This is a genomic window from Streptomyces sp. NPDC021622 (assembly GCF_040640795.1).
GTDB lineage: Bacteria > Actinomycetota > Actinomycetes > Streptomycetales > Streptomycetaceae > Streptomyces.
In genome coordinates, this window is sequence record NZ_JBFACK010000006.1 from 386,156 (window position 1) to 413,092 (window position 26,937).

Genomic DNA, 26,937 nt, shown 5'->3' on the forward strand with positions numbered 1-26,937 from the left:
TGACGGTGTGACACCGGGCGCTTCCTCTGCGCAGCATCTGGTGTCGGAAGTGTGTGCGATTCCGGGTGCTTGTGTGTGTGCCCGAGCCCGAGGGGGGACCCAGGATTGTTACGACGTCACGCGTTCCGGCTGCCACCGCATCCGGCGTCCGTCGCGCTCGCTCGCGTTCGCGTTCGCGATCATTTGACGGCCTGGGGGCATACGGAGAAGAGCGTGGCGCGCCATGACGTCGTACTCCTGGTGTCGGAACTCGCGACGAACGCGGTCTGCCACGGCCTTGTCCTTGAGCGGGAGTTCGAGGTCGCGGTCACGGTGCTCGCCGACGGTGACTGCTTCATAGAGGTCTCCGACGAGATCCCCATGGGCCCGGAGCTGCGGGGCACGGGCACCTGGGAGGACGAGAACGGCCGGGGGCTGCGGCTCCTGGACGCGCTGGCCGAGGCGTGGGGCGTCTGGCAGCGCGGGAGACACGGCAAGACGGTGTGGGCGCTGGTGCGGGGCACGGGGGACGCCGGGTGGCCCTGATCCCTGCTGGCCGGGCCCGCCGCCGTCACGACGGCGAGGCGGGCCTCAACTCGAGCTCTGCGCGGGCAGAGTGACCGTCACGGTGAGCCCCTCGCCCGGAACCGTCTCCACCTCGACCTCGCCCCCGTGCGCGGTGACGACCCCCTGCACGATCGCCATGCCGAGGCCGCTGCCCGCGCCGCCGCCCGCGCGGAAGAAGCGGTCGAAGATGCGGGCCGCGTCCTGTGCCTCGAGGCCGGGTCCCCGGTCTTCGACACGCAGTCGCACCAGCCCGTCCACCCGCTCCACGCCCAGCGTGACCGGCGCGTCGGCCGGTGTGTGGACGCGTATGTTGCCCAGCAGATTGCCGAGCACCTTGCGCAGCCCCGACTCGTCCGCGCGGATCAGCAGCGCGCCGTCGGCGCGGACGGTGAGCGGGCGCTTTGGCTCCTGCACCCGCAGGTCGTCGGCGGCGTCCCGCACCAGACGGCTCAAGTCGACGTTCCTGAAGCGCAGTTCCGGCTGCTGGTCCAGGCGGGCCAGGGTCAGCAGCTCGTCGACCAGGCGCCCCATCCGGTCGGCCTCGGCGTTGACGCGGTCCCACGCGCGCGTGCGCTCCGCCGGGTCGCGGAGCATCCCCTTGTCGTACAGCTGGAGGTAGCCGCGGATCGCCGACAGCGGCGTACGCAGCTCGTGCGAGGCGTCGGCGACGAAGCGGCGCAGCTGTGCCGAGCTGCGTTCGCGGGTCTCGAAGGCCGATTCGACCTGGTGGAGCATGGAGTTGAGGGCAAGCCGCAGCTGCTCGGTCTCCATGACGGGCGTGCGGCTCGACGGCACCCGCCGCGTCAGGTCGCCGTCGGCGATCGCGGACGCCGTCTCGACCATGTCCTCCAGCGGGCGAAGACGGTGGTGTGCGGAGATCATCGTCAGGATGGCGAGCAGCCCCAACAGGGCCACTCCGAAGGCGGCGTCGACCTTCAGTGCCTTCGTGATGCCCGAATGCAGGCTCTCCGTAGAGGTGGCCATCAGGACGGTCGTGCCGTCGTCGAGGCGTGCGCCCACGGTGCGGTAGGGGTCGCCGTCCAAGGTGACGTCGCGCGGCTGCGATGCGCTGACCAGCGCGCCCGGGTCGTCCACCGCGGAGGCCAGGGCGCGCTGGCGCGGTGTCGGCTCCAGCGAGCCGATGGGAACGGGCTTCCCGGAGGCGCCGATCGCGACGATGAGAGTGTCCGCGCGCGGGAGCCCACCACTTCGGTCGGTGCCGTCGGGGGAGAGGTTGTCGAGCGCCATGCCGAGCGCGCTGATGTATTCGATCTGCTTCATGGTCAGACCCATGCGGTGCAGCGAGTCGCGCGAGGAGGTCAGCTCCGCGTCGATGTTGTCGAGCAGGAAGTGCCGCATGCCCATGATGCTCACGGCCGTCGCGGTGACGATGCCGAGGGCAAGCAGCGCCACGTTGACCCACGTGAGCTTGGCGCGCAGCGAGTGCGTGCCGCGGTGCGTACGCCTCATGCGAGTCCGTATCCGACGCCCCGCCGTGTCGTGATCACCGGCGGGCCGATGGCGGCCAGCTTGCGCCGCAGATAGCTGATGTAGGTCTCGACGACGGTCGACTCCGCCGTGTGCTCGTAACTCCACACATGGCGCAGCAGCTGCTCCTTGGGCACGACGCGGCCGGCGTTGCGCACCAGGAAGCGCAGCAGGGCGTACTCGGTCGGCGTGAGCTGCGCCGTGCGGTCCGCGCGGCGCACCACGTACGTCGCGTCGTCGAGCTCCAGGTCGCCGTAGCGCAGCGGCGGGCGCTGGGGGAGCACGTCGCCCGCCCTGGTGCGGCGCAGGACCGCCCCGATACGGGCGACGACCTCGTCGATGTTGAACGGCTTGGTGATGTAGTCGTCGCCGAAGCCGAGCGCGCCCACGACCTCCGCCGGCGCGTCCCGCGCGGTCAGGAACACCAGTGCCAATTCGGCGCGCCGGGCGCGCAGTTCCCTGCCCAGCGCACGCCCGTCGCCGTCCGGCAGCATCACGTCCAGGAGCGCCACGTCGGGCCGGGTGCGTTCGGCGAGCGCGAGGGCATCGCGCACGGTGCCCGCCACCATCACGTCGAAGCGGTGATAGCGCAGGGCGATGGCCAGCACGTCGGCGATGCTCGGCTCGTCCTCGACGACGAGGACGGTCGCCCCCTCGCCCCGCGGCGTTCCGACATCTGTTCCCAGGCGGCCTTCGGCGTGGCTCATGCCCCCAGTATCGGCGCGGACGTTATACGAAGTCTCCGTCCGTGCCTTGGAGTTACTTGAGAATCATGGCCGCGCCGCGCCGCAGCGGCGCCGTGCCGCCGATGCTGAGGTCCGACGAGGCACGGACCTGGGGGACTCGGCGACGCGGAGGAGGAACGGATCGTGACGGCATTGGCGCGGTGGTGCCATGCGCACCGCCTGGTGGTCCTTGTGCTGTGGGTGGGTGCCCTGTTCGGCCTTGGGGCGGCGGGGACCTCCGCGGGCACCGCCTACTCGAATGTGTTCACCCTGCCGGACACGGACTCCACGCGCGCGTACGACCTGATGACGAAGGCGTTCCCGGAGCGCTCGGGGGACACCGACACGGTCGTGTGGCGCGTCGACGAGGGTGCTTCGGTGCGCGACAAGGACGTACGTTCCCGGATCGAGCCCGCGCTGAAGGACATCGCCGGCATGAAGGGCGTCGGCGAGGTGGTGGGCCCGTACGCATCCAAGGAGGCGGGCCCCTCCAAGGAGACGGGCGCCTCTAAGAAGGCGGGTGCCTCTAAGAAGGCAGGTGCCTCCAAGGAGGGGGGTGCTTCCAAGGAGGCAGGTGCCTCTAAGAAGGAGGGCGCTTCCAAGAAGGCGGGCCCCTCCAAGAAAGCAGGCGCATCCAAGGAGGCGGGCGCATCCAAGGAGGCGGGCGCATCCAAGGAGGCGGGCGCGGCCAAGGAAGCTGGCGCGGCTCAGATCAGCGAGAACGGGCGGATCGCCTACGCCCAGGTGACCTTCACCGAGCAGGCGAACTCCGTCCCCAAGGACCTCGTCCAGGACGTCGTGGACACGGCTCAGAACGCCGAACGCGGCGGCCTCCAGGTCGAACTCGGCGGCCAGGCGATCACCCGCATCCAGGAGCCGCCCACCGGCACCTCCGAACTCGTCGGCATCGCGGCCGCGGCCGTAGTCCTCTTCCTGGCCTTCGGATCGCTCTTCGCGATGGTCCTGCCGATCGTCATCGCGGTCTTCGGAGTGGGCCTCGGCATGCTCTCGACGATGCTGCTCAGCCATGTCACGGACATCCCCGAAGTGGCCCCGCTGCTCGGCTCCCTGATCGGCCTCGGCGTGGGCATCGACTACGCGCTCTTCATCGTGACCCGGCACCGGCGCGGCATCCTGCGCGGCATGGAGCCGCGGGATGCGGCGGTGCAGGCGCTGAACACCTCCGGCCGCGCGGTGCTGTTCGCGGGCGGCACGGTGTGCATCGCGCTCGCCGGAATGCTGGTGATGAACATGCGCTTCCTGGACGGTGTGGTCATCGCGGCCTCCCTGACGGTGATCCTGAGCGTCCTCGCGGCCGTCACGCTGCTGCCCGCGCTCCTGGGGCTGCTCGGCCCCCGGGTGCTCAGCCGAAGGCAGCGGCGGCGTCTCGCGGCGACGGGGCCCGAGCCGGCCGAGGCGAGCGGCCTCGCGGCCCGCTGGTCGTCGTACGTACAGAAGAGGCCGCGTTCGATCGCGGCACTCGCCTTCGTGGTGATGGCCTTCCTCGCCCTGCCGCTGCTCTCCCTGCGGCTCGGCGCGACCGACCAGGGCAACCACCAGGAGTCGACGACGACCCGGCAGGCGTACGACATGCTGGCCGACGGCTTCGGTCCGGGATTCAACGGCCCACTCCAAGTAGTGGCCGAAGAGACCGACACCGGAGGCCTGGTGGAGAGCATCCGGTCGACGGAGGGCGTCGCCCAGGTGGCGGCGGCCCCACCGTCGGACGGCATCTCGGTGATCAACGTCGTCCCGACCACGTCTCCCCAGTCGGAGGAGACCGACCAACTCATCGACCGGCTACGGGGAGACGTGATTCCGGAGGCCGGCGTCGAGGCGCACGTCGGCGGCGTGACGGCCATCTTCAAGGACTTCGCCGCGGTGACGGGCGACCGGCTGCCCTACTTCGTAGGAGCGATCATCGCGCTCGGCTTCCTCCTGCTGCTGATCGCGTTCCGCTCGCTGGTGGTGCCCCTGACGGCCGCCCTGATGAATCTGATCGCGGCGGCCGCGTCCTTCGGCGTACTGGTGGCGGTCTTCCAGTGGGGCTGGGGCACGGAGCTCCTCGGCGTCGGCAAGGAGGGACCGATCACGGCGTTCCTGCCCGTCATCATGCTGTCGCTGCTCTTCGGGCTCTCGATGGACTACCAGGTGTTCCTGGTGAGCCGCATGCACGAGGAATGGGTGCACACGAAGGACAACGCCCGCGCGGTCCGGGTGGGCCTCGCCGAGACGAGCAGGGTCATCAACTGCGCGGCCCTGATCATGATCTGCGTCTTCTCCGCGTTCGTCCTGAGCGGCGACATGGAGGGCGCAATGGCGGGCATCGGCCTTGCGGCAGCGGTGGCCCTCGACGCGTTCATCCTGCGTACGGCGCTGGTCCCGGCGGCGATGCAGCTGCTCGGCCGCGCCAACTGGTGGCTCCCCGCGGGCCTGGAGAAGCGCCTGCCGCACCTGGCGGTGGAGCCACAGGAGGAGCCGGAGCAGGCCCCGTCCGAAGCCGTCCCCCACGCGCGCGTGGAGCCCAACGGCTCGGGCACGGCCTCCGTAGGCATGGCCTCCGTAGGCACTGCCTCCGTAGTGCACGGTTTCATCCGCACAGTGGAGGGCGACCCGGTGCCGGACGCGACCCTGACGCTGCTCTCCAAGGGCGGCCGCAAACTGGACCGCGTGACGTCACTGGCCGACGGCTCGTACATCGTGGCGGCCCCCTCGGCAGGCGCCTACCTACTGGCAGCCACGGCCCCCGGCTACGCCTCACGCGCCCGGCACATCATGGTCGCCGACGAGCCGCTCATGTACGACATGGAGCTGGCGCCGGGGGAGGTGGACGCGGTCAACTGAGCCCCGCCGTGCTGCGGCGGCTCTGCGCGGTCGACGGGGGAGCGGCACTCAGGCGACGGTGTCCCTGGAGGCGTTCTGCGAGCGCCCGGTGCCGCTCTCGCCGTCCGGGGTGAACCGACGGTCCTCGCCCCCGACTTCACGAGGCGTACGCGCGCCGCCTGCTCTGAACCCGCGCACTCCTGGCACCGCCGCCGTTCCCACGCACGCGATGCCCACCACGCAGGCCGCGATCCAGAGGGGCGCCGCCACGCCCCACGCGTCCGCCGCGAGGGGTGCGAGCACGTAGCCGAGGGGCATCGCGGCCAACGAGAGCAGCCAGTCGTACGAGGTGACGCGGGCCAGTACGCCGGGCGGTATCGCCGCCTGGACAGATGTCTCCCACACAGGGCTGAGGAAGCCGAGGCCCGCCTGTGCGACGGCGTAGGCGCCGATGATGAGCGGGGCGGGGGCCTCGGCGGCGAGCAGGCCGAGGGGCAGGGCGTACGTCGCGAGGCCCAGGTTGGCCGCCAGGATCGGGCGCCGGGGCCGCGCCCGCCCAGCCAGCAGCGAGCCGAGCAGCAGCCCGATCGCGCCCGCCTGCAGGATGCCGATCCATACGTCCTCGCCGCCCAACTCCTTGACGGCGATGGCGGGTCCGAGGGTGGTGAGCACGGCGGCGGCGCCGTTCCATGCGGAGTGCGCGACGAGGCTGGTCCAGTACCAGTCCCGGCACCGCACCTCCTGCCACCCCTCGACCAGGTCCCTACGGAGTGAACGGCGCCCCTCCGGGGTGACCCGCCGCACGCGGATGGCGGCCAGCAGGCACGCGCTGACGGCGAACGAGACCCCGTCCAGCACGAAGGCCCAGCCGGGGCCCGCGTACTTGATGAGGAGCCCGGCGAGCGCGGGCCCGCCGACCATGGCGGTGCTCTTGACGACGCCGAGTGCGGAGTTGGCGGCGTGCCGCTCCTTCCCGTCGACGGTGCCGGTGATGAGGGTCGGCAGGGTGGGCATGGCGAACGCGGAGGCGGCGCCGCCGACCGCCGAGGCGAGGGCGATGTGCCACAACTGGGGGTTGCCCCCCAGGAGTTCGACGCCTACGAAGAGCTGCGTCAGGCACCGCACGACGTCGGTGCCGAGCGCGACGGTACGGGCGTTGAACCGGTCGCCGACGACCCCGCCGATCGGAAGCAACAGCAGCCTCGGCCCCATCGCGCAGCCGAGGACGAGGGCAAGCGCGGAGGCGGAGCCGGTGGCGCGGATGACGGCGAGGGAGAGGGCGGCTGGGATGACGGCGTCGCCGATGAGGGAGAGGGAGCGGCCGAGGAAGAGCAGCCGGAAGGGGCGGTTGCGCAGCAGGAGGTGCGACGGCATGGAGAGGACTGTATTTCGGAACCAAATTATTCGTCAACGAAATATATGGAACCGAAGAACCGAAGTAGGCTGCGCTCCATGGCGGACAAGCGCGACAGCACGACGGCGAGGGACGCGGGATCGGGGAACGTACCCGAGAAGGCCAACGAAGCCCACGAAGCCCACGAAGCCCACGGAGTCCTCGAAGGAGCCTCCGAGCCGGCCGCCGCCCGCGACTGGACCGACGGTCACGTCGAACGCTGGCTCCCCGTGCTCCCCGGCCTCGACCCCGACATCGAGGGCGCCGTCACCCGCATGAAGAAGCTGACGGTGTATCTGCGCCGGATCCGCGAGCAGTCCCTGGTCGACTTCGACCTGGAGCGCCCCGAGTTCGACACCCTCCACAAGCTGGCGGGTCGCGGCGGCCGGGCCACCCCCTCCGAGCTGGCCGCCGACCTGGACCTCGCGCCCGCCTCCGTAACGGGCCGTCTGGGCGGCCTGGAGAGCCGGGGCCTGATCCGCCGCACCCCCTCGAAGGAGGACCGGCGCCGGGTCGACGTGGAGCTGACGAAGTCCGGCCGCTCGATCTGGCTCGGCGCGATGGATGTGCTCGGCCACGAGGAGTACCGCCTCCTGGGCGTGCTCTCGAAGGACGAGCGGGCCCAGCTCTCGGACATGCTGCGCCGCATCATGCTGGTGGCGGAGGAGGGCGGCGGCGCGTCCTGGCGCTGACGCCGTTCCTGCCCCCGCGGGTCAACTCCGCGCCAGCTCGGGCCGCTTGCGGTAGTCGGTGAACCCGACGACGTTCCCCCACGGGTCGGCGACCTCCACGGTCCACCCGGTGGCCACGGAGAACGGCGGCGCGAGCAGCTTGACCCCCGCCGCGTCCAGCGCACGCCCCGCGGCACGCGCGTCGCGCACCTCCAGCCACACCCTGGGGGAGGCCCACGGCGGCGGCTGCCGGACGACTTCGTCCTCCACGCGCAGCAGAACGCCGGGCATCTCCTTGCCCACCTTGAGGATGGCGAGCCCGATCTCGTCGATCCGGGCGGAGACGGGGAACCCGAGACGTTCGTAGAACCCGACGGCCTCGTCCAGGTCACCGACGGGGAGCAGGACGTTGTCGAACCCGAGGAGATCGGTCGCCTGTCCGGCGGCGGCCTCGCCTGCGGACTGGCCGACGGACTGGTCAGCTGAAAGGCCGACCGACTGGTTGTCTGACATTCCGTCAGAATAGGTCGGCCGCCCCGAATTCAGCCGCACTGCCACCGCGGAGCGCCCACATGGACGCGGACGTCACCCGGCTGGCGTGCAGCGAGACTGAATCGGTTGCCAGATAGGAGATCCGTACGGGGGCTCAGAGAGCATCCCGGAAGGTGCGCAGTGCTGCCAGGGCAGGAGAGGGGGACGGCGTCCGGTCCGTCACGAGCCAGTCCGTGCTGTCGATCGCCTCGATCACGAAGGGGCTGCCGGAAAGATCCATGACTGCCAGGGCCGCCGGATCGGGATCGGTGCCCTCGGCCACGGCGATCAAGATCAGGTCCTGGACCTGCTCGACCCGGTTCGCGAATTCCCGCAGGGAGGGCCAGTCGAAGGGGAGGCCGGTGGGGGCTGCCAGGGCGGCCTCCTCGACTTCTTCGACCGAGCGGCCGCCCGGCATGACCCCGACACCAGTGAATTCGAGGAGCCGCCATGTCCAGCGGGCTCCCGGTACGAAGGGCAGCAGGTCTGAGAGGTTGACGTAGCGCCCCTCCGGCCCGTGCATGGGGATCTCGACGGTGTCGACAGCGTCTGGCATGGTCACGGCCATTCGAGCGGTTCGGCGGGGCCTCTTCGAAGGGTGCCGCCTGTGGGGTTCGGGAGATGTCTGTGCTGGTGAGGATTCTCGTGGTTCTGAGGCCGTCTGTGGTCGGTGAAGTCGATGTCGCGCACCGGCCGGCCGTCCGCGTCGAACTCGCGGGCCTGCGCGTAGCTGTCGCGCCGCCCTCGGTGGATGCCGAGCTGAGTGTGCGGGTAGCCCTCCGCCGCAGGATCCGGCGCTGGGTTTCCATGCTGGTCGCGCGGTAGTTCCCGGTTGGGGAAGCCCTGACCGTATGGATAGGGCGAGAGGCCGAGCGGGTCGCTCCAGGTGTGCGGGTTGTCGACATAGGTGACCGGATGGGGCGCAGGGGCGAGGCCGAGGGGGTCCGGGGTGGCGTAGCGACCGGTCTCCGGCTCGTAGTGGCGGAAGTAGTTGTGGTGCAGGCCCGTCTCGGGGTCGTAGTACTGGCCGGGGAAGCGCAGAGGTGTGTACGCGCTGCTGTCCGATGCCCATGCGGTGGCGCCCCACAGGGTGCTGCGGCTGCGCCAGGCGATGTCACCTTTTTCGCCGACGAGTTCGGTCGGGGTGCCGATGAGGTCAGTGACAATCATGAAGAAGCGGGAGTCAATCTCCCGCTGCGAGGTTTCGGGAGCCGCATCGCCAGCGGGGGTGGTGATGCGTTCCAGCTGGGTCAGTGGCCGCATCCTGTCGTGGTCCCACGTCATCGTCACATCGTGCGGGAGGCCACGTGCGCGGTGTGTCTGCTCGCAGAGCGTCGTGCCGTCCCAGGTGAAATCGGTCTGCTCGACGATGGTACGGCCGTCGTGGGCAATGCGCTGCTTGGCTGAGCGTCGCCCCAGCGGGTCGTACTGATACGTCCACCGGGTGCCGTCCGGTGTGACGACTGACCGGAGTTTGTCTTGTACGTCCCACTCGTAGCGCCAGGTCTCTGGCTTGCGGGAGAGCCGGGAGCGCTGCCGCAGGACGATGCGTCCCAGGGCGTCGTACTCGTAGCGGACGCGGCCTGCCCGGGCGAGGCGGGTGCCTTCGTAGATGCGGGTGCCGACCGCGTCCTGGCCGGGGTGGGCACTCGGCCAGGCTGCCTCGGTCTGGTTGCCCGCCTCGTCGTAGGCGTAGCGCTCTGTCCAGTCCTCGGCGTGGACGGCGGTGACCCGCTTCGCCGCATCGAGGTCGAAGCGGCGGCTGCCGGAGACCTGGTCGTCGATGCCGAGGAGGTGACCGTCGCCGCGGTACCGGTAGGCGCGGTGTTGGACGCGGCGGGTGCCGCCAGCCGCAACGGACTGTGCGGTGAGGCGCCCCCGTTCGTCGAAGGAGTGTGTGAAGGTGAGGTCTGCGCCGAGGTGCCGGGCCACTTCCTGGCCCGCCGCGTCGTACTCGAAACGGAGCGCGTGACCTGAGGCGTTCGCTCCGCTCGGGTGGCCTGCTGCGTCGTAGGACCAGGTGGTCGTCGCCCCGGTCGGCGTGGTGCGGCTGATGACCCGGCCCAACGCGTCGTATGCATGGGTGAGTTCGCGGCCGTCTGTGTTTTGTGAGACGAGGCGGCCAGCCGGGTCGCGACGTAGCGTGAGGGTGCTGCTGCCGGTGCTCGCGTGGACGAGGTGGCCCGCCGCGTCGTAGGTGTAGTCCGTGACCGCGCCGTCGGCGTCTGACCGGACCACCCGTCCCACGGGGTCGTGCTCGTACTCCACGCGCTGCCCGAGTGCGTTGGTCCGCGCAACGAGGCGGCCTGCCGCGTCGTGGGTGTAGCGGATGGAACGGCCGTCGAAGTCCGTCTCGGTCACTGGGCGCCCGGCGGCGTCGTACTCGTACTGCCACTGGAGGCCCTGCGGGTTGGTGACGCGGATAAGCCGCAGCGAGGGGTCGTAGTCGAAAGTGTGGCGCGCGCCGTCGGCATCCGTGCGCGCCGACAGGAGGTCGAAGTGCGTGTACTCGAGCCGCGAGGTGGCACCCGCCGCGTCTGTGTGCTTTATGCAGTTGCCCTCGCCGTCGTAAGACCAAGTCTCGGTCGCTCCGTCCGGGGTGCTGCGGCTGGTGAGCAGCCCTTCTGCGGACCAGGTGAGATGGGTGGTGCGGCCGAGTGGGTCGATGAACTGTTCTGGCAGCCCGGCGGCAGTGCGCGTCCAGCGGGTCGTGGCCCCCAGCGGATCACGTGAGCTGAGGGGCAGGCCTGCGGGGTCGCACGTGACCGTGGTGGTGTGGCCCAAGGGGTCGGTGATGGCGGTGACGTGCCCCTGCGCGGAGTAGCTGTAGCGATAGGTCGCGCCGTCCGTGTCCGTGACAGCCGTGCAGTTGCCGCGTGAGTCGTACGCGCGGTGCCAGGTGGTCCCGTCGGGCAGTTCGCCCGCCGTGGGCAGGCCGAGGGCCTCGTCGTACGTGTACCGGACCGTGCTGCCGTCGGGCCTGACCACCAGCGTGGGGAGGCCGAGGTCATTGCGTACGTACCGCGTGGTGTGGCCCAACTCATCTGTCCGGGAGAGGAGATGATGGTGCTCGTCCCTGGCGGTGCGGATGATGCCGTCGAGAGGGTTGATCTCGGCGATGACCTGGCTGTTGTCGTTGATGACAAAGCGGGTCACCGCGCCCTCGGCGGTGGTGAGGGTGGTGATGCGGGCACCCGGCCAGTCGGGGGTGTGACCGTCGTAGTCGAGAGTGATGGCGATGTGTCCAGATTCGCCGCCTTCGGCGATGCAGCGGTCGTGTTCGTCGTACGAATAGTCGTAGCGGCTGCCGTTGCTGTCGATCCATGAGGTGACGCGCAGCCGATGATCGTAGGCGAACGCGAGGGCATCGCCGGTGGAGTTGACGACCTTGGTGAGGGCGTCCTCCGTGTAGTCGTACGTCCTGATGGTGAGGTCCGAGCCATCAGCGGCCGCACCGGCGAGAGCCAGCGAGTTGATGTGGCCCTCGTGCACGGTGAGCTTGAGGTGGTAGCCGCCGGAGTGCCGGATGCCGAGCGGTGTGCCGTCCTCGTCGTAGTCGAAGTCGATCGTGTTGTGGTGGCGATCGGAGACCCGGACGAGCTGAGCGATGTCGTCGACCGGCGTGGTGAAGAAATGGACGTGGCCGGTGAGTGGGTCGTCGATGCGGTAGCCGCCGTTGTCGAGCAACGTGAGGGGGCAGTGTGAACCGGCTTCGGGGAGGACCGGGCTGCCGGATTCGGTGGGGTGGGGGTAGGAGAGCAGCAGGCCGTCCTCGGTGACGTGGACGATGCCTCCGGCGTGCGTCTCCAGGCGCTGGTCGATGGTTGAGGACCAAGTGGGGCCGAACCACCAGCCGGTGCGGTAGCCGGAGGACACCCGGCGGGTGAAGGCGAGCGGCAGGGTGCCGGGCAGGGTGATGTCGGTCTGCGGCAGGAACATGAAGCCGGTGGCCATATCGATCGGGTCGGAACCCTGGGACGTGACGGCGTCGGCGGCCCTGTTGTCAGCGCCTTTCGCGCCGCTGGCGGCAGCCTTGTCGGCGTTCTTACCCAGCCCCTTTACGCCGTTCTTCAGGCCCTTGAGGCCCTTGCCGAGTTTGGCGGCGGTGGTCAGGCCTTTGGCTCCGGGTATGCAGTCCAGGGCGGCGAAGGCGACGTCCAATAGGCCCGCTTGGCCTTTTGCGTATTTGTTGAGGGTGTCGGCCAGGACGATGACAGCGGCCACGACGACGATGGCGGCGAGGATGGGCCCGCCCACGATCATCGCGATCACGCCGACCACGGCGACGACGACCTTGCAGATCTCGACGATGGCGTCCCAGTTGTCGGAGACCCAGTCCCCGATCTCCTCCCACCACTTGCGGTTCTGGATGCCCGCGTCGGAGGCCTCGTCGATCTTCCGCTTGGCCGTCCCGGCGGCCTCCTGGCGCATCTTGCGCGCGTCCTCGGCCATCTTCTTCGCCGCGTCCAGCGCACTCTGCGCCGAGGTGACATCACCCTGCGCGGTGGTCTGCGCCTTCTCGGCGGATGCGGCGTTGCGGGTGGCGGCCTTGACCTTGTCCGGGTCCGGCTTGGGCACATCCTTGCCAGACTTGCCGCCGCTGTCGTCCTTGTACTTGTCGGCTTCCTTGCCCGCCCGCTCCACCCACGAATTCGCCGACGTCAGCTTCGACTTGGCACTGCTCAGATCGGCTTGTGCCTCACGGCCCTTGACCAGCGCCTTGTCCGCGAGCGTCTGGGCGCGCTCCAGATCCGGCCAGTACGCGGACAGGGCATCGCCGGCCATCTCGTAGCTCTTCTTGAGCTTCTTCAGCTTGGCGGGAGCATCCTCGAACTGCTCCGTGAAAGCGTCCGCGGTCTTGCCCGCCCACCGCAGGATCGCGTCCTCGCCCGCCATCCCCTTGATGTCGCGCAGCACCCTGCCCACATCGTCGGAGAAGTCATGCAGATTCTTGGCGAGACTCCGCACCCGGTCCGGATCACCCGGAGTCGGATCCTTGTCCAAGTCCAGGACATGCCAATCCGACGGACGATGGCCCCCCATGTTGCTCCCCCTTGCTGCGCTCGTTTTGGTCTAGCGGTTGATGGACTGGATCTCTTGGACCGTCACGTCCTGCGTCGCCCCGTACGTTCCGTCCGGCAGGTCGTCGCCCTCGCCGGTCGTGCTCGTCCAGGTGATCTTCCAGGTGAGGGTGGCCTTGAGCGCGTACGGCTCCGAGTCGCCGGTGGCACGGAGATAGTTCACGCCGCACGGCGGAATCTTGCCCGCCTTGCCCTTGGCGTACGGCTCGCCGATCGAGCCGTCGGCGTTGATCTTGCAGTCGCCGGAGGCGGGGGAGGTCTCGGCGTCGCCCGTGCCCGGTTCGAGGTGCAGTGAGACCGGTTCAGCTGTCGTTGTTGCCGACAGGCCTGTGCCCGGGAGGCTCGCGGTGACGGACACTTTCTTGAACTTCGCCTTGTCCAGCCACACCCACGTCGGGAGGTTCACCGTCGACTGCCCCGCCGGAGCCATCGCGATCTCCGTTCCGGGGACCGGGAGTTCGTCGTAGGCGTACTCGGCGAGAATCCGCGGCGAGATGGCCAGCGGCTCATCGGGGGTCTCCGCTTCGTCGACCCAGAAGGGCGCCTTGTCGCAAGACGTCGCCTCCGGGTCGTCCTCCCGGTTGGGATTGACGACAGACGCCCAGAACATTCCCTCGCCCTGCTTGTCGAGGTTGTAGTCCTTGTACGGCTTGCCCTTCTCGTAGTAGCCGTCGTACATGTCGGCGACCATGTTCCCGAGCCCGAAGGGGTTGAACTTTCGGAGGTTGCCGACGGACTTCTTCAACTCCTTGGGGGAGAAGGCGGGTTCGTACCAGCAGGCAGGTGGTGTCCAGTTAGAGTCCGCGGAGGAGAGGGTGCCGGACTTCGCCGTGGCGGTGCTGCCGTTGACGGTGGTCTGGACCTTGGTCTCGACGGTGATCTTGCCGCCACCGGAGCTGTCGGTTTCGCTGCCGCCCTTGCCGGTGCCGCCCGGCCCGATGGCGTACGCGGACGACGGCAACCCCACCAGCACCAGCGCCGCCGTCACGGAAGTGGTGATGTGACGTGTCACTTCGCGCACGACGCGGCCCCTCGCTTACCGAACCCCTTTGTGTTCTGCCAGACGCCCTTCGCATTCAGGGTCAGCCGGGTGTTGTAGAGCACGAAGTTGTCCTTGGGCTTCGTTTGGCCGGCTGCCTTGACCTTGCCCGTCTTGCGATCGGTATTAGACGCCCCGCTCTCGTCCGCGCAGTAGACGAGAGTCGCGGTCTTGGCGTCGACCAGGGTCACCCGTCGATCGAAGTAGCGGATCGTACCCTTGTAGCTGATGCCTGCGTCCAGGAAGCTCTGCACGTACTTGGCCTCGGACAACAGCGCTTCGCCCTTGTTGTAGAAGCTCAGTGCAGACGAGTCTTGGTCACCGCTCAGGATGGCGGCGCTCTCAGCGTTGATCCCGCGCTCGTTGTCCGCGAGCACCGCGTCCTTCGTCGCGTCGCCCGTCGATCTCCCCTCGAAGACGTTCTTCACGCCCTTGGGCAGCTCGACCTTCGGCCGCTCGATCCCGTCATTCGAGGGACTCGCCTCCGGCGATGTTGACTTCTTCCCGGGGGCCGCGTCGGCCCCAGCGATCTTGTCTTTGTCGCTGGAATCGTCGCTCCCACCGCCACAAGCCGTCAGCAGAAAGGCTGCTGTCGCAGCGAAGACGACAGCAGCGGCGGGCAAGGTTCGGCGGTTCACGGTCAGCTCCCGGTGAGGCGATGGTTGTCCTATGTGAACCAAAGCTATCTGTGGGGCTTCTGAGGGCGCCAGGCGGGATTAGGACGCTGGGATAAGGCTAGTTGCGATACTTGAGGTGTATTGCCGCTTTTCTTCTGATGCGGGGCGTGAGCGGCGGAGGCTAAATCTGTGACGTTTCATGCAACAAGGATCAGCTCTGGATGTGCTCCCAAGGGGGCCCGTTTGCTGTTGCAGGTGTCACGGTCGCGGTACTGGCGGGAACAGCTGATCGGCTATGCCTCGACGCCTCCGAGGGCCCCTTGGCGTATCGCTCCCAGAAGGGAAGCGAGGGAGGCGGTCCTCAAGGTGAGGTTGATGGTTGGCTCGTCGAATTCGCGTAGGCGCGTCGTCCTGCCCGGGGCGGTGGCGAGTTCGACGCAGTTGCTGGCCTCACTGCTGTAGGACGACTTCTGTCAGTGCAATTCGGGCATCGCGGAACCTTTCAGAGGGCGGCGATGAGGCTGTGGATGAAGTCGCGGGAGGCCGAAGCGCCGAGAGACAGCTCTTCCAGGCGACCCATGATCGTGCGGTACTCCATCAACTGCGCCTCTGCATGGAGGAATTCCGAGCCGTGCACCGTGTCCAGTTGCGCCGTGTCCAATTGGGGGTGAGGCCCTTGGGCGATGACCACTGTACGGCTCGTCGGCGCAGTCGTAGCCGAGCGCGAAGGTTCGAACGCGGTCGGCGCTGACGCCGAATCTGCCGGCTTCGATGTTGCTGATGCGTGCTGGGTTGACGCCCAATTTCTGGCCTGCTTCCCGGGAGTTGAGGCCAGCGCGCTCGCGCAGTTTTCGCAGCTCAGCACCTAGGCGCTGCTGCCTGACGGTTGCGGTCGACCTGGGGGGGCACATCTCGCACTGAAGAGGCAACCCACCTCCCACGCCGACGAAGACTGGGAGTACGCCTTCCGCATCCCTCACACTCCCCTCGGCTCGGCACCGTCCGGGCCCACGTGCGCGCCGTGCTCACCCGCTACCGCGTACGCCCCCTCGACAACGTCCAGCTCGTCGTCTCGGAGCTGGTCACCAACTCCCTTGCCTGTACGCGCGATTCCATCGGCGTGAGACTGGCCGGCGCCCAGAGCGGGCTCCACCTCAGACTCTGGGACAGCAGTCCGCAGCTTCCGCCGTCCCCCCTCGGTATCAGTGACGTCGGCTCCGAGCGCGGGCGCGGTCTCTAACTCCTCCGCAACTGCGCCGACGACTGGGGGCGGAATGGCGCGCCCCGTACACGTAGCTCGCGAAGCGCATGGCCCCAGACGCACATGGGCCCCGCTCCTCAAAAGGAGGGTGGGGCCCACAGTGACGTACGGACGAGAGGGAAGGACTCAGAAGCGCCGCGTGATCAACGCCCGCTTCACTTCCTGGATCGCCTTCGTGACCTCGATGCCGCGCGGGCAGGCGTCCGTGCAGTTGAACGTCGTGCGGCAACGCCACACGCCGTCCTTGTCGTTGAGGATCTCCAGGCGCTGCTCGGCCGCCTCGTCACGCGAATCGAAGATGAAACGGTGCGCGTTGCGGTTGAGGGTGACGATCACCCCGCTGAGCTGGAGTTCTTGCGCTGGTTGGCATGGAAGCGCGCCTTCTTCTGGCGATTCCCGCATGTGTTCATGTCGCACCATCTGCGGGTGCGGCTTTGGCTGGTGTCGAAGAAGGCGGCCTGGCAGGTCGGCGATGCGCACAAAGCCAGTTTTCCGTCTCGTTCGCCCGCGATGATGCTGATCGCGTCGGCGGCGATCACGCTGAGGGCATCTTCCACGCAGGAAGCCGAGCTGAGCCGCCATCGCCGCTTGCCCTCGGGCGTCAGGATCGCCGCGGCTCGCCCCTGGGCGCTGCGGTCATTGATGACTTGGACAGCAGCCGCAGGCAGAGCCTCCTGGATCGCGGCCGCTGTCGCGGCGGCGTGAATCGACTCCCTCAGTTCCCGGGCGAGGTCGAGCTGGGCGGTGGTGCAGGAGTCCACGGCGAGGCCGCTCACGGCCAGCCAGTCGATGAGTCGGTGCGGCGTGGGGATGCGCTCCACGGCGTTGCCATGACGCTCCGACAGGGTCCCCGTGAAGCTGGTCGCCAGCACGTTGCCGAGGCGGAAGTCAGGGAATCCAGCACGCATGGAACCACCTTAGCCGGTTGCGGCGCGGCTCGGGGGACTGCTAGAACCGTCTTAGCCGGTTCCGCGATGGCCAGGAGGTCTCATGCCCCGTCCAATCAGCGACGTGCAAGCAGACGTGCAAGCATTTGAAGCCCACGCGCCTGACGCCGACCTCGACGATCTGCGCGCGCGATTGGCCGCGGCGCGGCTGCCGGAGACCGAGACGGTCCATCGCGCCGCGCCCGACCCTCGCCGATGGGACCAGGGCGTTCCGCTCGCCGACCTCGTCGATGTCGTGAACTACTGGCGCACCGGCTACAACTGGCGGTCGTTCGAAGAGCGCCTCAACCAGATCGGCCAGTTCCGTACGACCATCGATGATCTGGGAATCCACTTCCTGCACCGCCGATCCGCGCGCGCAGATGCCACGCCTCTGATCTTGACGCACGGCTGGCCAGGCAGCATTGCCGAGTTCATCGATGTGGTGGACGAGCTGGCAGATCCGAAAGACGCAGCCGCGCCGGCGTTCCACGTCGTGGTTCCGTCGCTGCCGGGCTTTGGTTACAGCGACAAGCCGGCCACCACCGGGTGGGGAACGGAAAAGATCGCGGCCGCATGGGTGGAACTGATGGGAAGGCTCGGCTACAGCAAGTTCGTAGCCCACGGCGGAGACTGGGGAGGGAATATCACCACGGTTCTCGGCGGCAGGTTCCCGGCGCACGTTCTCGGCATCCACACCTTGTTCGCGGAGGCGCCGCCCGGATTGACGACGGACGGGCTGACGGCGGCCGAGCGCAAATGGACCGAGGAAACCCGCCACTTCTGGCGCCACCGCGCGGCGTACGCGAAGCAGCAGGCGACCCGCCCGCAGACCATCGGCTACTCGCTCGTCGACTCACCGGTCGGGCTTCTCGCCTGGATCCTCGACAAGTTCGCCGAGTGGTCGGACACCGAGGACAGCCCGTTCGGGTCGATTTCCATCGACCGCGTTCTTGACGACGTCACTCTGTATTGGCTGACGCGGAGCGGCGCATCGGCGGCCCGCATTTACTACGAAAGCCACAACTCACTGGACCCCGAACTCCGGGTCGACGTCCCGTCGGCAATCACCATGTATCCCCGCGACATCGAGAAGAGTCCGCGCCCCTGGGCACAGGAGCGGTACCGACAGATCGTCCGATGGGGGTCGCCCGAGAAGGGGGGACATTTCCCGTCGCTGGAGGTTCCCGAGTATTTCGTCAAGGATCTACAGGAGGGGCTCGCGGCAGTGCTGGCCGCCAATCGGTGAATGCGGCCGGGTGAGCCTCGTTCCGTCAGCGGTTGATCGACTGAATCTCCTGGACGTTGACGTCCTGCGTCCCGTCGAACGTGCCGTTCGGCAGGTCGCCGCCCGCGCCGCCGGTGCCTTCCCAGGTGATCTCCCAGGTGATGGACGCCTTCAGCTGGAACGGCTTGCCGTCGGTGGCCCGCAGGTAGGAGATGCCGCACGGCGGGTCCTGCTTCGAGGAGCCCTTCGTGTACGGGGTGCCGATGCTGCCGTCGTCGTTGACCTTGCACTCACCGGACGCGGGGAAGGTCTGCGCGTCCGCCGTACCGGGCTCCAGGTGGAGGCTGACCGGTTTCGCCGTGGTCTCTGCCCACAGGTCCGTACCGGGCAGTTCGGCGCGGACCTTGACGTCCTCGAAGGTGCCCTTGTCCAGCCAGACCCACGTGGGCAGGTTCACCGTCGACTTGCCTTCCGGCTTCAGTTCGACCTTGGTGTCCGGGACCTTGACCTTGTCGTACGCGTACGAGGCGAGGACCTCGGGCGTCGGGGCGTTGTCGATCTTCGGGAGGGTGCCGGCGTCCTGCCAGAAGAGGATCTCCTCGCAGTCGTACGCCGCCGGGTCGTCTTCCATGTCAGGGTTGACGACACCGCGCCAGAACTTGCCCTTCTTGCCGAGGTTGAAGTTCTTGTAGCTCTTGATGCCGTCGCTCGGCGACTTGTCCTTCTCGAAGGTGTCCACCATCAACTGCTCGCCCCAGCTGAGCGAGGGAGTGACCGGGACCAGGTTCTCGTTGGGCGTCTTCTTGAGCTGGTCCGTCGCGGCCTTCACCTGCTCGGATGTCGCCACGGGCTCGTACCAGCAGGCCGGGGGCTTCCAGTTGGGGTCCACCGGGGCGAGCCCCTTGGTGGAGGAGCCGCCCTTGCCGCCGCTGACCTGGTTGACCGTGATGTTCGTGGTGCCGACCCCGGCGTTCAGCGTGTTCTTGTTCGCGCCGCCCGAAGGCCCCGGTGGATTCTGGTTGTTCTTGTCCCCGATGGCATACGCCGCCGTCGAGGAGAAGCCCAGAGTGAGGGCCGTGGCGAGGAGGAAGGCACCTGCCTTCGCGGACGTGCGCATCACTTGCACCCGCCCGGGACGGTCTCCAGGGAGACGGTCTGCCACACGCCCTGCTTGGACTTGGTGAGCCTGGCCCGGTACTGCAGCACCGAGTCGGGGGTGTCGGGGGTGGCCGTGACCTTCTTGGTCTTGCGGTTCTTGGTGGAAGCCTTGCGCTCGTCGACGCAGTAGAAGAACACTGCCGTGTCCTTGCCGTTGACGTTGACCTTCGGGTTGTAGGCCTTGACCTCACCGATCAGGCTGTCGTCGGTCTCGGTGAAACCCTTGATCCACTTGCGGGCCGTGGTGAGCGAGGCGCCCGAGTTGTAGAACGCCACCGCGTCCGAATCAGGGTTCCCCTCGATGATCGCCGCGTACTTCGCCCGCAACTCCTCCTTGCCGTCGTCCAGGACCCCCTGGGCCTTCGGGTCACTGTTCGTCCAGCCCGAGAAGTTCGCCTGGAACTCGGCCGGGATCTTGATCTCCGGGCGCTTCGCCCCGTCCGGCTTCGCCGACGGACTCGCGGAAGCCTTCGAGCCGCCACCCGCCCCCTCGATCTTGTCCGAGGACCCGTCGTCTCCGCCTCCCGAACCGCAGGCGGTCAACAACAGGGCCGCGGACGCGGTGAGTGTGGCCGTCATGAGACGGATGGGGCGGTTCACTCGGGACTCCCGTGAGGTGGGGGGTAACTGAAGCGAACCAACGCTATCTCTGGGGCGACTGAGGACACCAGGCGGATTTGGTCAACAGCCTGTGCATTTATGGCGATTCAGGCACATTGGTCGCCGGGTCGACGCTCAACTACCGTCCCGCACAGGCTTTCCCGCCTCCAGGACTTCCGTGACGTCGAGCGTGACCTTCGCGCCGATCGACTCGGGGAGGGTGACCAGCTGGCCCGGGGCGTGCACCTGGTGCGTCTTGTACTCGTCGTTGGACGGGTCCATGAGGGTGTGGAGGCGCCCGTGCTTGCGGTCGACGATGACGTAGATCGGGAGCTCGGCGGCGGCGTACGACGTGACCTTTGCCCGGAGGTCGTTCTCGTAGTTGCTGGAGGTGACTTCGAGGACGAGGCGGAAGGAGAGGGGGTCGTAGCAGTTGTTCTCGATGAGGTGCTCGTCGATGTCGGCGTCGACCACGACGAGGTCGGGGATCGCGTAGTCCACGGCACCCGTGGGGAGCCAGAGTCCGACTCCTTCGAGAACCTCGGTTTCCCCGCCGTCGAGCCCGGCCGCGGCGAACGGGCGCCTCAGCCGGGAGAGGGCGCGGGCATGTGCCACGTCCGGGGGAGGGGTCACGGTGATCTGGCCTCCGATGATCTCGACGCGGTGGCCCGGGTTGCGATCCATGAGCAGGTTCGCCTCGGCGAGCAGGGACCGCTCGCCGGACAGGTCGTCATGGGGCCGCTCGGCAGCTGCTGCGGACATCGCGTGCCTCCTGAGGGCTGGTGTCGAGAGCATCATCGTAGGACGAGGGAGGGGCCGGAGTCCGGTCCCGACGCGTTCACCGGTATGGGTGAGGCGTGCGTCATCCGCCGGCACGGCGAAGGCCCCGCTCCCGGTACAGGACCGGGAGCGGGGCCTTCAGAAACGTACAGACGTACAGACGACCGAGGAGAACTCAGAAGCGCCGCGTGATCAACGCCCGCTTCACTTCCTGGATCGCCTTCGTGACCTCGATGCCGCGCGGGCAGGCGTCCGTGCAGTTGAACGTCGTGCGGCAACGCCACACGCCGTCCTTGTCGTTGAGGATCTCCAGGCGCTGCTCGCCCGCCTCGTCACGCGAATCGAAGATGAAACGGTGCGCGTTGACGATCGCAGCCGGGCCGAAGTACTGGCCGTCGTTCCAGAAGACCGGGCACGAGGACGTGCAGGCCGCGCAGAGGATGCACTTCGTCGTGTCGTCGAAGCGCTCGCGGTCCTCCGGCGACTGCAGGCGCTCGCGCGTCGGCTCGTTGCCCGTCGTGATCAGGAACGGCATGACGTCGCGGTACGCCTGGAAGAACGGGTCCATGTCGACGACCAGGTCCTTCAGGACCGTCAGACCCTTGATGGCCTCGACCGTGATCGGCTTCTCCGGGCTGATGTCCTTGATCAGGGTCTTGCAGGCCAGGCGGTTGCGGCCGTTGATGCGCATGGCATCCGAGCCGCAGATGCCGTGGGCGCAGGAGCGACGGAAGGTCAGCGACCCGTCCAGGTCCCACTTGATCTTGTGGAGTGCGTCGAGGACACGCTCCTTGGGGTCGATCTCCACCTGGAAGTCTTCCCAGGTCGCGTCCGCCGAGATCTCCGGGTTGAAGCGGCGGATGCGGAACGTGACCGTGATGTACGGGGAGTCGGCGAAGCCCGCCTCGGGCTTGGCGTCTTCCTTGTCGAGGGTCGGGGTTGCCATCAGTACTTACGCTCCATCGGCTGGTAGCGGGTCTGGACGACAGGCTTGTAGTCGAGACGGATCGAGTCCGTGCCGTCGTCGCCGACCTCGCGGTACGCCATGGTGTGGCGCATGAAGTTGACGTCGTCGCGGTTCGGGAAGTCCTCGCGGTAGTGACCGCCGCGCGACTCCTTGCGGGCCAGGGCCGACTGCGCCATGACCTCGGCCAGGTCGAGCAGGTTGCCCAGCTCGATGGCCTCGAGGAGGTCGGTGTTGAAGCGCTTGCCCTTGTCCTGGATCGAGACGTTGAGGTAGCGCTCGCGGAGCTCCGCGATCTTCTCCACCGCCGTCTTGATCGTCTGCTCCGTGCGGAACACCATGACGTTGGCGTCCATGGTCTCCTGCAGCTCCTTGCGGAGCTCGGCGACCCGCTCGTTGCCCGAGGCGTCGCGCAGGCGCTCGACCTGGGAGACGACGAGCTCCTCGGCGTTCTCCGGGAGTTCGACGAAATCGTTCTTCGCCGAGTACTCCGCGGCGGCGACGCCCGCGCGCTTGCCGAAGACGTTGATGTCCAGGAGCGAGTTGGTGCCCAGGCGGTTGGCGCCGTGGACCGACACGCAGGCCACCTCGCCCGCCGCGTACAGACCCGGGACGACGGTGGTGTTGTCCGCGAGGACCTCACCCTCGACGTTCGTCGGGATGCCGCCCATGGCGTAGTGCGCGGTCGGCTGGATCGGGATCGGGTCCGTGTAGGGCTCGATGCCGAGGTACGTACGCGCGAACTCCGTGATGTCGGGCAGCTTGGCGTCCAGCTGCTCCGGCGGGAGGTGCGTCAGGTCGAGGTAGACGTGGTCGCCCTCGGGGCCGCAGCCGCGGCCCTCGCGGATCTCCGTGTAGATGGAGCGCGAGACGACGTCACGGGACGCGAGGTCCTTCATGACCGGCGCGTACTTCTCCATGAAGCGCTCGCCGTCCTTGTTGCGGAGGATGCCGCCCTCACCGCGGGCGCCCTCCGTAAGAAGGATGCCCATGCGCCAGATGCCGGTCGGGTGGAACTGGAAGAACTCCATGTCCTCCAGCGGCAGACCGCGGCGGTAGCAGGCCGCCTGGCCGTCACCCGTCAGCGTGTGCGCGTTCGACGTCACCTTGAAGAACTTGCCGGTGCCGCCCGACGCGTAGACCACGGACTTCGCCTGGAAGATGTGGATCTCGCCGGTCGCGAGTTCGTAGGCGACGACGCCCGCGCTCTTCTTGACGCCGTCGACCTCCACGAGGAGCTGGTCGAGGACGTAGAACTCGTTGAAGAACTCCACGCCCTCCTTGATGCAGTTCTGGTACAGCGTCTGGAGGATCATGTGGCCGGTGCGGTCGCCCGAGTAGCAGGCACGGCGGACAGGAGCCTCGCCGTGGTTGCGGGAGTGACCGCCGAAACGGCGCTGGTCGATCTCGCCCTTGGGCGTACGGCCGAAGGGCAGGCCCATCTTCTCCAGGTCGAGGACCGCGTCGATGGCTTCCTTCGCCAGGATCTCGGCGGCGTCCTGGTCGACCAGGTAGTCGCCGCCCTTGATCGTGTCGAAGGTGTGCCACTCCCAGTTGTCCTCCTCCACGTTGGCGAGCGCGGCGGCCATGCCGCCCTGCGCCGCGCCCGTGTGGGAGCGGGTGGGGTAGAGCTTCGTCAGGACCGCGGTGCGGCTGCGCTTCGTCGCCTCGATGGCCGCGCGCATGCCCGCGCCACCGGCGCCGACGATGACAGTGTCGTACTTGTGAATCTTCACTGGGTTCGCCTCGGCTTTAGCGGATGTTCGGGTCGAAGGTGAAGATCACCAGCGTGCCCAGGAGGATGGTGAACACCGTGGCGGTGTACAGCAGGCCCTTGAGCCACAGGCGCGTGTTGGCGCGCTCCGCGTAGTCGTTGATGACCGTGCGCAGGCCGTTGGCCCCGTGCAGCATCGCGAGCCACAGCATCAGCAGATCCCAGACCTGCCAGAACGGGGACGCCCAGCGGCCCGCGACGAACGCGAAGCCGATCTTCGATACTCCGCCGTCGAGCACCAGCTGGATCAGCAGGTGGCCGAGGACCAGGACGACCAGGACGACGCCGGACAGGCGCATGAAGAGCCATGCGGCCATCTCGAAGTTGCCGCGGGTCGAGCGCGGGGTCTTGGAGGTGCGCTTGCGCGGCGCCTCGATGACGGGTGCCGGATTGTCGACGTCGTAGAGCGAGGCGCCCTCGACGGGGCCCACTCCGGACTTCTCGAGCGTGGTGTCGGACATGTCTGGCGTCAGCTCCCGAAGACTTCGCGGACGGCGTGGCCGAGGACCGGGTAGAGCGCCCCCACCATCAGGACGACCCAGATGCCGACGACGGTCCAGAGCATCTGCTTCTGGTAGCGCGGGCCCTTCGACCAGAAGTCGACGGCGATGACACGCAGGCCGTTCAGTGCGTGGAAGAGGATGGCGGCGACCAGGCCGTACTCAAGGAGTGCGACGAGGGGCGTCTTGTAGGTGCTGACGACATCGTCGTACGCCTCCGGGGAGACGCGGACGAGAGCGGTGTCCAGCACATGCACGAACAGGAAGAAGAAGATGAGGACGCCGGTGACTCGATGAGCCACCCAGGACCACATTCCTTCCCGGCCGCGGTACAGCGTTCCAGCCGGCACGGCAGAACCCTCCGGGAGCGGGGATTGGGGCCAGCCGGCTTGGGTGGTCGGACGGGCCCGGCCGGGTACGGTCCACCGGCCGCTCGTCATCGTATCGACGAGTTGTCGGTTCGCTCGCGCGGGGTAGCCAGGTGTGATCAAACAGGCAATCAAACAGGCACGTACGGGCTATTCAGCTCGTGCACGAGCCGGGTGAGTCGCCCGCGGGCCAGCTTGCGCAGTTCCTCGGCGGCCAGGACGCGCTCTTCCTCCGGGTCGTTGCCCAGGCGCGCGCGGATTCCGGCCAGCAAATGGTCCAGGGCCTCGCCCTGGGCGACGCCGTCCAGACAGATCACGAATACGTGACCGAAGCGGCTCTCGTACGCGGCGTCCGCGGCGCTCAGTGCGGTGTGCGCGGCGGAGTACGTGCCCTGACGGGGGACACGTGGCTCAAGAGGTTCGCAGGCCAGGGCCTCGGAGAGGTCGGCGGGCCGGAGGTCGTACGCCGCCTCGTCGGACGCGGCGAGCAGCGCGTCGAGGTCGGGGTAGGGCCGGTGGGCGACGAGGCGGCGGGCCCAGGCGCGACTGCCGCAGCAGGCGAGCAGGGCGGCTTCGGCGGCTGCCGGCTCTGCGGTGTTCAGCTGCTCTGGGGTTCGGGACGGACTGTGCGGGGGCAGCGGGACTCCTGGGCAGGGGGCATCGATGAGGGACGGCTGGGGGATTTGTCGTAACGCTAGCGAGATGTGGTGGTGGCTGTCTGACGGATGCGTGAACTTCACCCGGATGGGAGAGTTTCGCTTCGCGTGGTGGACGGTACGGTCGCGGGCCCCGTTTTAACGTGGGCGGATGACTGGTGTCTGTGCACAGGACGGCAAGCAGTGATCCCCCGCCGGTTGGCCGTCGCCGCCGGAGTCGTTGCTGCCGGGGCCGTTGCCTTGACCGTGGCGGTCTGGCCCGACGGGAGTGATGGTGCGGGCGAGGCCACTCCACCCCCCTCCGACGGCAAGTCCGCCGTCTTGCAGACTCCCACCCCATCGCCCACGAAAAAGACGTACCCCCTCTCCAAGGCCCCGGCCGTCATCCCCGCCGTGCGCGAGCACACCGCGGCGCGCGGGCCGGGGTGGCGGCCCGCGGCCGGTGGGCGTGTCGTCGTCGGGGACGAGGGCCTCGCGGACGAGGGCAAGCTGCTCGCCGGTGAGCTCAAGCTCGCGTACGCGGGGGACGACGACCCCCGCAAGGGGGACGTGGAGCTGGCCATCGATGAAGACGCCGATGGCGGCGACGAGTCGTACACCCTCTCCGTGAAGGGGCAGCGGGTGAAGATCAGCGCCCCGGCCGAAGCGGGTGTCTTCTACGGGACGCGCACGCTGAAGCAGGAGGTGAAGGGGGAGCGGACCGCGCCCGAGGGCGTCGTGCGGGACCGGCCCGCCAAGCCGCAGCGCGGCTTCATGATCGACATCGCCCGCAAGCACTTCAGCGCGGAGTGGATCGAGGACCGTGTCCGCGAACTCGGCGACCTCAAGTACAACCAGCTCGGGCTGCACTTCTCCGACGACCAGGCGTTCCGCATCGAATCGGACTCGCACCCCGAGGTCGTCTCGCCAGAGCACCTCACCAAGGCGCAGGTCCGCCGCATCCTCAAGCTCGCGGCCGCCCGGCACATCACGGTCGTGCCGGAGATCGACTCGCCGGGGCACCTCGGCGCGGTCATCAAGGCGCACCCCTCCCTGCAGCTCGTCGACACCCGCGGCGTCGCCGCGCCCGGCGCGGTGGACATCTCCAAGCCGCAGGCCGCCGAGATCGTCGACGAGCTGCTTGAGGAGTTCGCCGATCTCTTCCCCGGGCGCTACTGGCATCTGGGCGCCGACGAGTACCGCGCCCTCGTGGTCGACAACCCGGAGGCCTCCTATCCGCAGCTGGCCGCCGCGGCCCGCGAGCGGTACGGGCAGGGCGCCCGCGTCCAGGACCTCGCCACCGGCTGGCTCAACGACCGGGCCGACACCATGCGTCCGTACGAACGGCAGCTCAGGGCGTGGAACGACGGGTTCTTCCGCGGCGGGGTCGAGGAGGCCGCCGACGATCTGGACGTCGCGTACTGGACGGGCAAGGAGATCGGGGCGCGGGAGCCCGTCGAATATCTCAAGGCGGGCCGGAAGGTCGTCAATTACAACGACGAGTACCTCTATTACGTGCTCGGCCAGCCCAACGCCTTCGTCTATCCGACCGGACAGCGGATCTACGAGCAGTGGACCCCGCTGGTGATCCGCGGGACGCGGCCGGTGAGCGCCGAGTACGACGACCAGATTCTCGGCGGCACCTTCGCGGTCTGGTGCGATCTGGCCGGATCGCAGACCCCGGAACAGGTCGCGGCGGGGATCAGGATGCCGCTGCGGGCGACGGTCCAGAAACTGTGGGATCCGCGTAAGCCCGCGCTGCCGTGGGGCGACTTCGTGAAGCTGGCGGGCGAGGTGTCATAGGTGGCGCCGAGTAGTCGCACGGATCC

The 26,937-nt window shown here is 68.3% G+C and carries 24 protein-coding genes and 3 pseudogenes; 6 read left to right on the forward strand and 21 right to left on the reverse strand.

All coding sequences use genetic code 11. From position 1 onward, the window contains the following. Window positions 1-105: 105 nt before the first annotated feature. Window positions 106-525: an ATP-binding protein gene (locus tag AB0G47_RS15080; RefSeq protein ID WP_360768872.1), complete on the forward strand. Its 420-nt coding sequence runs from the start codon at window positions 106-108 to the stop codon at window positions 523-525. A 45-nt stretch (window positions 526-570) separates the two neighbouring features. On the opposite strand, the gene AB0G47_RS15085 is transcribed toward AB0G47_RS15080, so the two are convergent. Continuing rightward, window positions 571-2,016 (reverse strand): HAMP domain-containing sensor histidine kinase, encoded by a 1,446-nt coding sequence (locus AB0G47_RS15085; RefSeq protein ID WP_360768874.1) that lies wholly within the window; start codon window positions 2,014-2,016, stop codon window positions 571-573. Further along, entirely contained in the window at window positions 2,013-2,741 is a 729-nt protein-coding gene (locus AB0G47_RS15090; RefSeq protein ID WP_360768877.1) for a response regulator transcription factor, read from the reverse strand. Before AB0G47_RS15090 ends, AB0G47_RS15085 begins: the two co-directional genes overlap by 4 nt. Window positions 2,742-2,912: 171 nt before the next feature. On the opposite strand from AB0G47_RS15090, the gene AB0G47_RS15095 reads away from it, so the two are divergent. After that, complete coding sequence (locus tag AB0G47_RS15095) at window positions 2,913-5,603, forward strand: MMPL family transporter (protein WP_360769047.1); 2,691 nt, start codon at window positions 2,913-2,915, stop codon at window positions 5,601-5,603. Between the two features lie 48 nt (window positions 5,604-5,651). Here the strand turns inward: AB0G47_RS15095 and AB0G47_RS15100 are convergent, their stop codons facing one another. After that, window positions 5,652-6,956, reverse strand: a complete 1,305-nt coding sequence (locus AB0G47_RS15100; protein ID WP_360768879.1) for an MFS transporter — start codon at window positions 6,954-6,956, stop codon at window positions 5,652-5,654. A gap of 78 nt (window positions 6,957-7,034) precedes the next feature. Here AB0G47_RS15100 and AB0G47_RS15105 point away from each other — a divergent pair, with 78 nt between their 5' ends. Then, window positions 7,035-7,667 carry a MarR family transcriptional regulator gene (locus AB0G47_RS15105; protein WP_360768882.1) on the forward strand — a complete coding sequence of 211 codons (633 nt, stop codon included), beginning with the start codon at window positions 7,035-7,037 and terminating at the stop codon, window positions 7,665-7,667. Window positions 7,668-7,688: 21 nt separating this feature from the next. Here AB0G47_RS15105 and AB0G47_RS15110 read toward each other — a convergent pair whose 3' ends face one another. The 8 genes and pseudogenes from AB0G47_RS15110 to AB0G47_RS15145 form a co-directional block, all read right to left on the reverse strand. Beyond that, window positions 7,689-8,159 carry a VOC family protein gene (locus AB0G47_RS15110; RefSeq protein WP_360768884.1) on the reverse strand — a complete coding sequence of 157 codons (471 nt, stop codon included), beginning with the start codon at window positions 8,157-8,159 and terminating at the stop codon, window positions 7,689-7,691. A 133-nt stretch (window positions 8,160-8,292) separates the two neighbouring features. Continuing rightward, window positions 8,293-8,733, reverse strand: coding sequence for a hypothetical protein (locus AB0G47_RS15115; protein ID WP_360768887.1), 441 nt, complete (start codon window positions 8,731-8,733; stop codon window positions 8,293-8,295). Window positions 8,734-8,735: 2 nt separating this feature from the next. Then, window positions 8,736-13,220 (reverse strand): RHS repeat-associated core domain-containing protein, encoded by a 4,485-nt coding sequence (locus AB0G47_RS15120; protein ID WP_360768890.1) that lies wholly within the window; start codon window positions 13,218-13,220, stop codon window positions 8,736-8,738. Window positions 13,221-13,250: 30 nt separating this feature from the next. Then, window positions 13,251-14,279, reverse strand: a complete 1,029-nt coding sequence (locus tag AB0G47_RS15125; protein ID WP_360768893.1) for a hypothetical protein — start codon at window positions 14,277-14,279, stop codon at window positions 13,251-13,253. Continuing rightward, the gene (locus AB0G47_RS15130) at window positions 14,267-14,935 is read right to left on the reverse strand and encodes a hypothetical protein (RefSeq protein WP_360768896.1); all 669 of its coding nucleotides are present in this window, start codon (window positions 14,933-14,935) and stop codon (window positions 14,267-14,269) included. The genes AB0G47_RS15125 and AB0G47_RS15130 overlap by 13 nt, the downstream gene beginning before the upstream one ends. Before the next feature lie 272 nt (window positions 14,936-15,207). Then, window positions 15,208-15,375 (reverse strand): annotated as a pseudogene (locus AB0G47_RS15135) (DUF397 domain-containing protein); the annotation flags it as partial. A 41-nt stretch (window positions 15,376-15,416) separates the two neighbouring features. After that, window positions 15,417-15,575, reverse strand: a complete 159-nt coding sequence (locus AB0G47_RS15140) for a Scr1 family TA system antitoxin-like transcriptional regulator (protein WP_360768899.1) — start codon at window positions 15,573-15,575, stop codon at window positions 15,417-15,419. 100 nt (window positions 15,576-15,675) lie between these two features. After that, a pseudogene (locus tag AB0G47_RS15145) lies at window positions 15,676-15,825 on the reverse strand (helix-turn-helix transcriptional regulator); the annotation flags it as partial. Window positions 15,826-15,926: 101 nt separating this feature from the next. Between AB0G47_RS15145 and AB0G47_RS15150 the strand changes: the two are divergent. After that, window positions 15,927-16,154, forward strand: a complete 228-nt coding sequence (locus AB0G47_RS15150) for an ATP-binding protein (RefSeq protein ID WP_360768902.1) — start codon at window positions 15,927-15,929, stop codon at window positions 16,152-16,154. A gap of 147 nt (window positions 16,155-16,301) precedes the next feature. Here AB0G47_RS15150 and AB0G47_RS15155 read toward each other — a convergent pair. Then, window positions 16,302-16,490, reverse strand: a pseudogene (locus tag AB0G47_RS15155) (succinate dehydrogenase iron-sulfur subunit); the annotation flags it as partial. Between the two features lie 17 nt (window positions 16,491-16,507). Further along, the gene (locus AB0G47_RS15160; protein ID WP_360768905.1) at window positions 16,508-17,083 is read right to left on the reverse strand and encodes a CGNR zinc finger domain-containing protein; all 576 of its coding nucleotides are present in this window, start codon (window positions 17,081-17,083) and stop codon (window positions 16,508-16,510) included. Window positions 17,084-17,165: 82 nt separating this feature from the next. On the opposite strand from AB0G47_RS15160, the gene AB0G47_RS15165 reads away from it, so the two are divergent. After that, window positions 17,166-18,350: an epoxide hydrolase family protein gene (locus AB0G47_RS15165; protein ID WP_360768907.1), complete on the forward strand. Its 1,185-nt coding sequence runs from the start codon at window positions 17,166-17,168 to the stop codon at window positions 18,348-18,350. 25 nt (window positions 18,351-18,375) lie between these two features. Here AB0G47_RS15165 and AB0G47_RS15170 read toward each other — a convergent pair whose 3' ends face one another. From AB0G47_RS15170 to AB0G47_RS15205, 8 genes are all read right to left on the reverse strand, one after another. Further along, on the reverse strand, window positions 18,376-19,446 hold the full coding sequence (locus tag AB0G47_RS15170) for a hypothetical protein (RefSeq protein ID WP_360768910.1): 1,071 nt from the start codon (window positions 19,444-19,446) through the stop codon (window positions 18,376-18,378). Next, window positions 19,446-20,066 carry a hypothetical protein gene (locus AB0G47_RS15175; protein WP_360768912.1) on the reverse strand — a complete coding sequence of 207 codons (621 nt, stop codon included), beginning with the start codon at window positions 20,064-20,066 and terminating at the stop codon, window positions 19,446-19,448. Before AB0G47_RS15175 ends, AB0G47_RS15170 begins: the two co-directional genes overlap by 1 nt. Window positions 20,067-20,222: 156 nt before the next feature. Then, window positions 20,223-20,849: a Uma2 family endonuclease gene (locus AB0G47_RS15180; RefSeq protein ID WP_360768915.1), complete on the reverse strand. Its 627-nt coding sequence runs from the start codon at window positions 20,847-20,849 to the stop codon at window positions 20,223-20,225. Window positions 20,850-21,042: 193 nt separating this feature from the next. Next, window positions 21,043-21,813 carry a succinate dehydrogenase iron-sulfur subunit gene (locus AB0G47_RS15185; RefSeq protein WP_360768918.1) on the reverse strand — a complete coding sequence of 257 codons (771 nt, stop codon included), beginning with the start codon at window positions 21,811-21,813 and terminating at the stop codon, window positions 21,043-21,045. Next, window positions 21,813-23,567, reverse strand: coding sequence for a succinate dehydrogenase flavoprotein subunit (gene sdhA / locus AB0G47_RS15190; protein ID WP_360768921.1), 1,755 nt, complete (start codon window positions 23,565-23,567; stop codon window positions 21,813-21,815). Before sdhA ends, AB0G47_RS15185 begins: the two co-directional genes overlap by 1 nt. 16 nt (window positions 23,568-23,583) lie before the next feature. After that, the gene (locus tag AB0G47_RS15195; RefSeq protein WP_266870224.1) at window positions 23,584-24,066 is read right to left on the reverse strand and encodes a succinate dehydrogenase hydrophobic membrane anchor subunit; all 483 of its coding nucleotides are present in this window, start codon (window positions 24,064-24,066) and stop codon (window positions 23,584-23,586) included. Between the two features lie 8 nt (window positions 24,067-24,074). Continuing rightward, window positions 24,075-24,455 carry a succinate dehydrogenase, cytochrome b556 subunit gene (sdhC, locus tag AB0G47_RS15200; protein ID WP_076684883.1) on the reverse strand — a complete coding sequence of 127 codons (381 nt, stop codon included), beginning with the start codon at window positions 24,453-24,455 and terminating at the stop codon, window positions 24,075-24,077. Window positions 24,456-24,604: 149 nt separating this feature from the next. Next, complete coding sequence (locus tag AB0G47_RS15205) at window positions 24,605-25,075, reverse strand: 2-oxo-4-hydroxy-4-carboxy-5-ureidoimidazoline decarboxylase (RefSeq protein WP_360769050.1); 471 nt, start codon at window positions 25,073-25,075, stop codon at window positions 24,605-24,607. Between the two features lie 237 nt (window positions 25,076-25,312). Here AB0G47_RS15205 and AB0G47_RS15210 point away from each other — a divergent pair, with 237 nt between their 5' ends. Further along, on the forward strand, window positions 25,313-26,911 hold the full coding sequence (locus tag AB0G47_RS15210) for a glycoside hydrolase family 20 protein (RefSeq protein WP_360768924.1): 1,599 nt from the start codon (window positions 25,313-25,315) through the stop codon (window positions 26,909-26,911). The last annotated feature ends 26 nt before the right edge of the window (window positions 26,912-26,937 follow it).

Bases quoted from the DNA above. Each gene is read 5' to 3' on its own strand.
- AB0G47_RS15085 (WP_360768874.1), bottom strand. From the start codon at position 2,016: ATGAGGCGTACGCACCGCGGCACGCACTCGCTGCGCGCCAAGCTCACG.
- AB0G47_RS15090 (WP_360768877.1), bottom strand. From the start codon at position 2,741: ATGAGCCACGCCGAAGGCCGCCTGGGAACAGATGTCGGAACGCCGCGG.
- AB0G47_RS15100 (WP_360768879.1), bottom strand. From the start codon at position 6,956: ATGCCGTCGCACCTCCTGCTGCGCAACCGCCCCTTCCGGCTGCTCTTC.
- AB0G47_RS15105 (WP_360768882.1), top strand. From the start codon at position 7,035: ATGGCGGACAAGCGCGACAGCACGACGGCGAGGGACGCGGGATCGGGG.
- AB0G47_RS15110 (WP_360768884.1), bottom strand. From the start codon at position 8,159: ATGTCAGACAACCAGTCGGTCGGCCTTTCAGCTGACCAGTCCGTCGGC.
- AB0G47_RS15115 (WP_360768887.1), bottom strand. From the start codon at position 8,733: ATGCCAGACGCTGTCGACACCGTCGAGATCCCCATGCACGGGCCGGAG.
- AB0G47_RS15120 (WP_360768890.1), bottom strand. From the start codon at position 13,220: ATGGGGGGCCATCGTCCGTCGGATTGGCATGTCCTGGACTTGGACAAG.
- AB0G47_RS15160 (WP_360768905.1), bottom strand. From the start codon at position 17,083: ATGCGTGCTGGATTCCCTGACTTCCGCCTCGGCAACGTGCTGGCGACC.
- AB0G47_RS15165 (WP_360768907.1), top strand. From the start codon at position 17,166: ATGCCCCGTCCAATCAGCGACGTGCAAGCAGACGTGCAAGCATTTGAA.
- AB0G47_RS15170 (WP_360768910.1), bottom strand. From the start codon at position 19,446: ATGCGCACGTCCGCGAAGGCAGGTGCCTTCCTCCTCGCCACGGCCCTC.
- AB0G47_RS15175 (WP_360768912.1), bottom strand. From the start codon at position 20,066: ATGACGGCCACACTCACCGCGTCCGCGGCCCTGTTGTTGACCGCCTGC.
- AB0G47_RS15180 (WP_360768915.1), bottom strand. From the start codon at position 20,849: ATGTCCGCAGCAGCTGCCGAGCGGCCCCATGACGACCTGTCCGGCGAG.
- AB0G47_RS15185 (WP_360768918.1), bottom strand. From the start codon at position 21,813: ATGGCAACCCCGACCCTCGACAAGGAAGACGCCAAGCCCGAGGCGGGC.
- AB0G47_RS15195 (WP_266870224.1), bottom strand. From the start codon at position 24,066: ATGTCCGACACCACGCTCGAGAAGTCCGGAGTGGGCCCCGTCGAGGGC.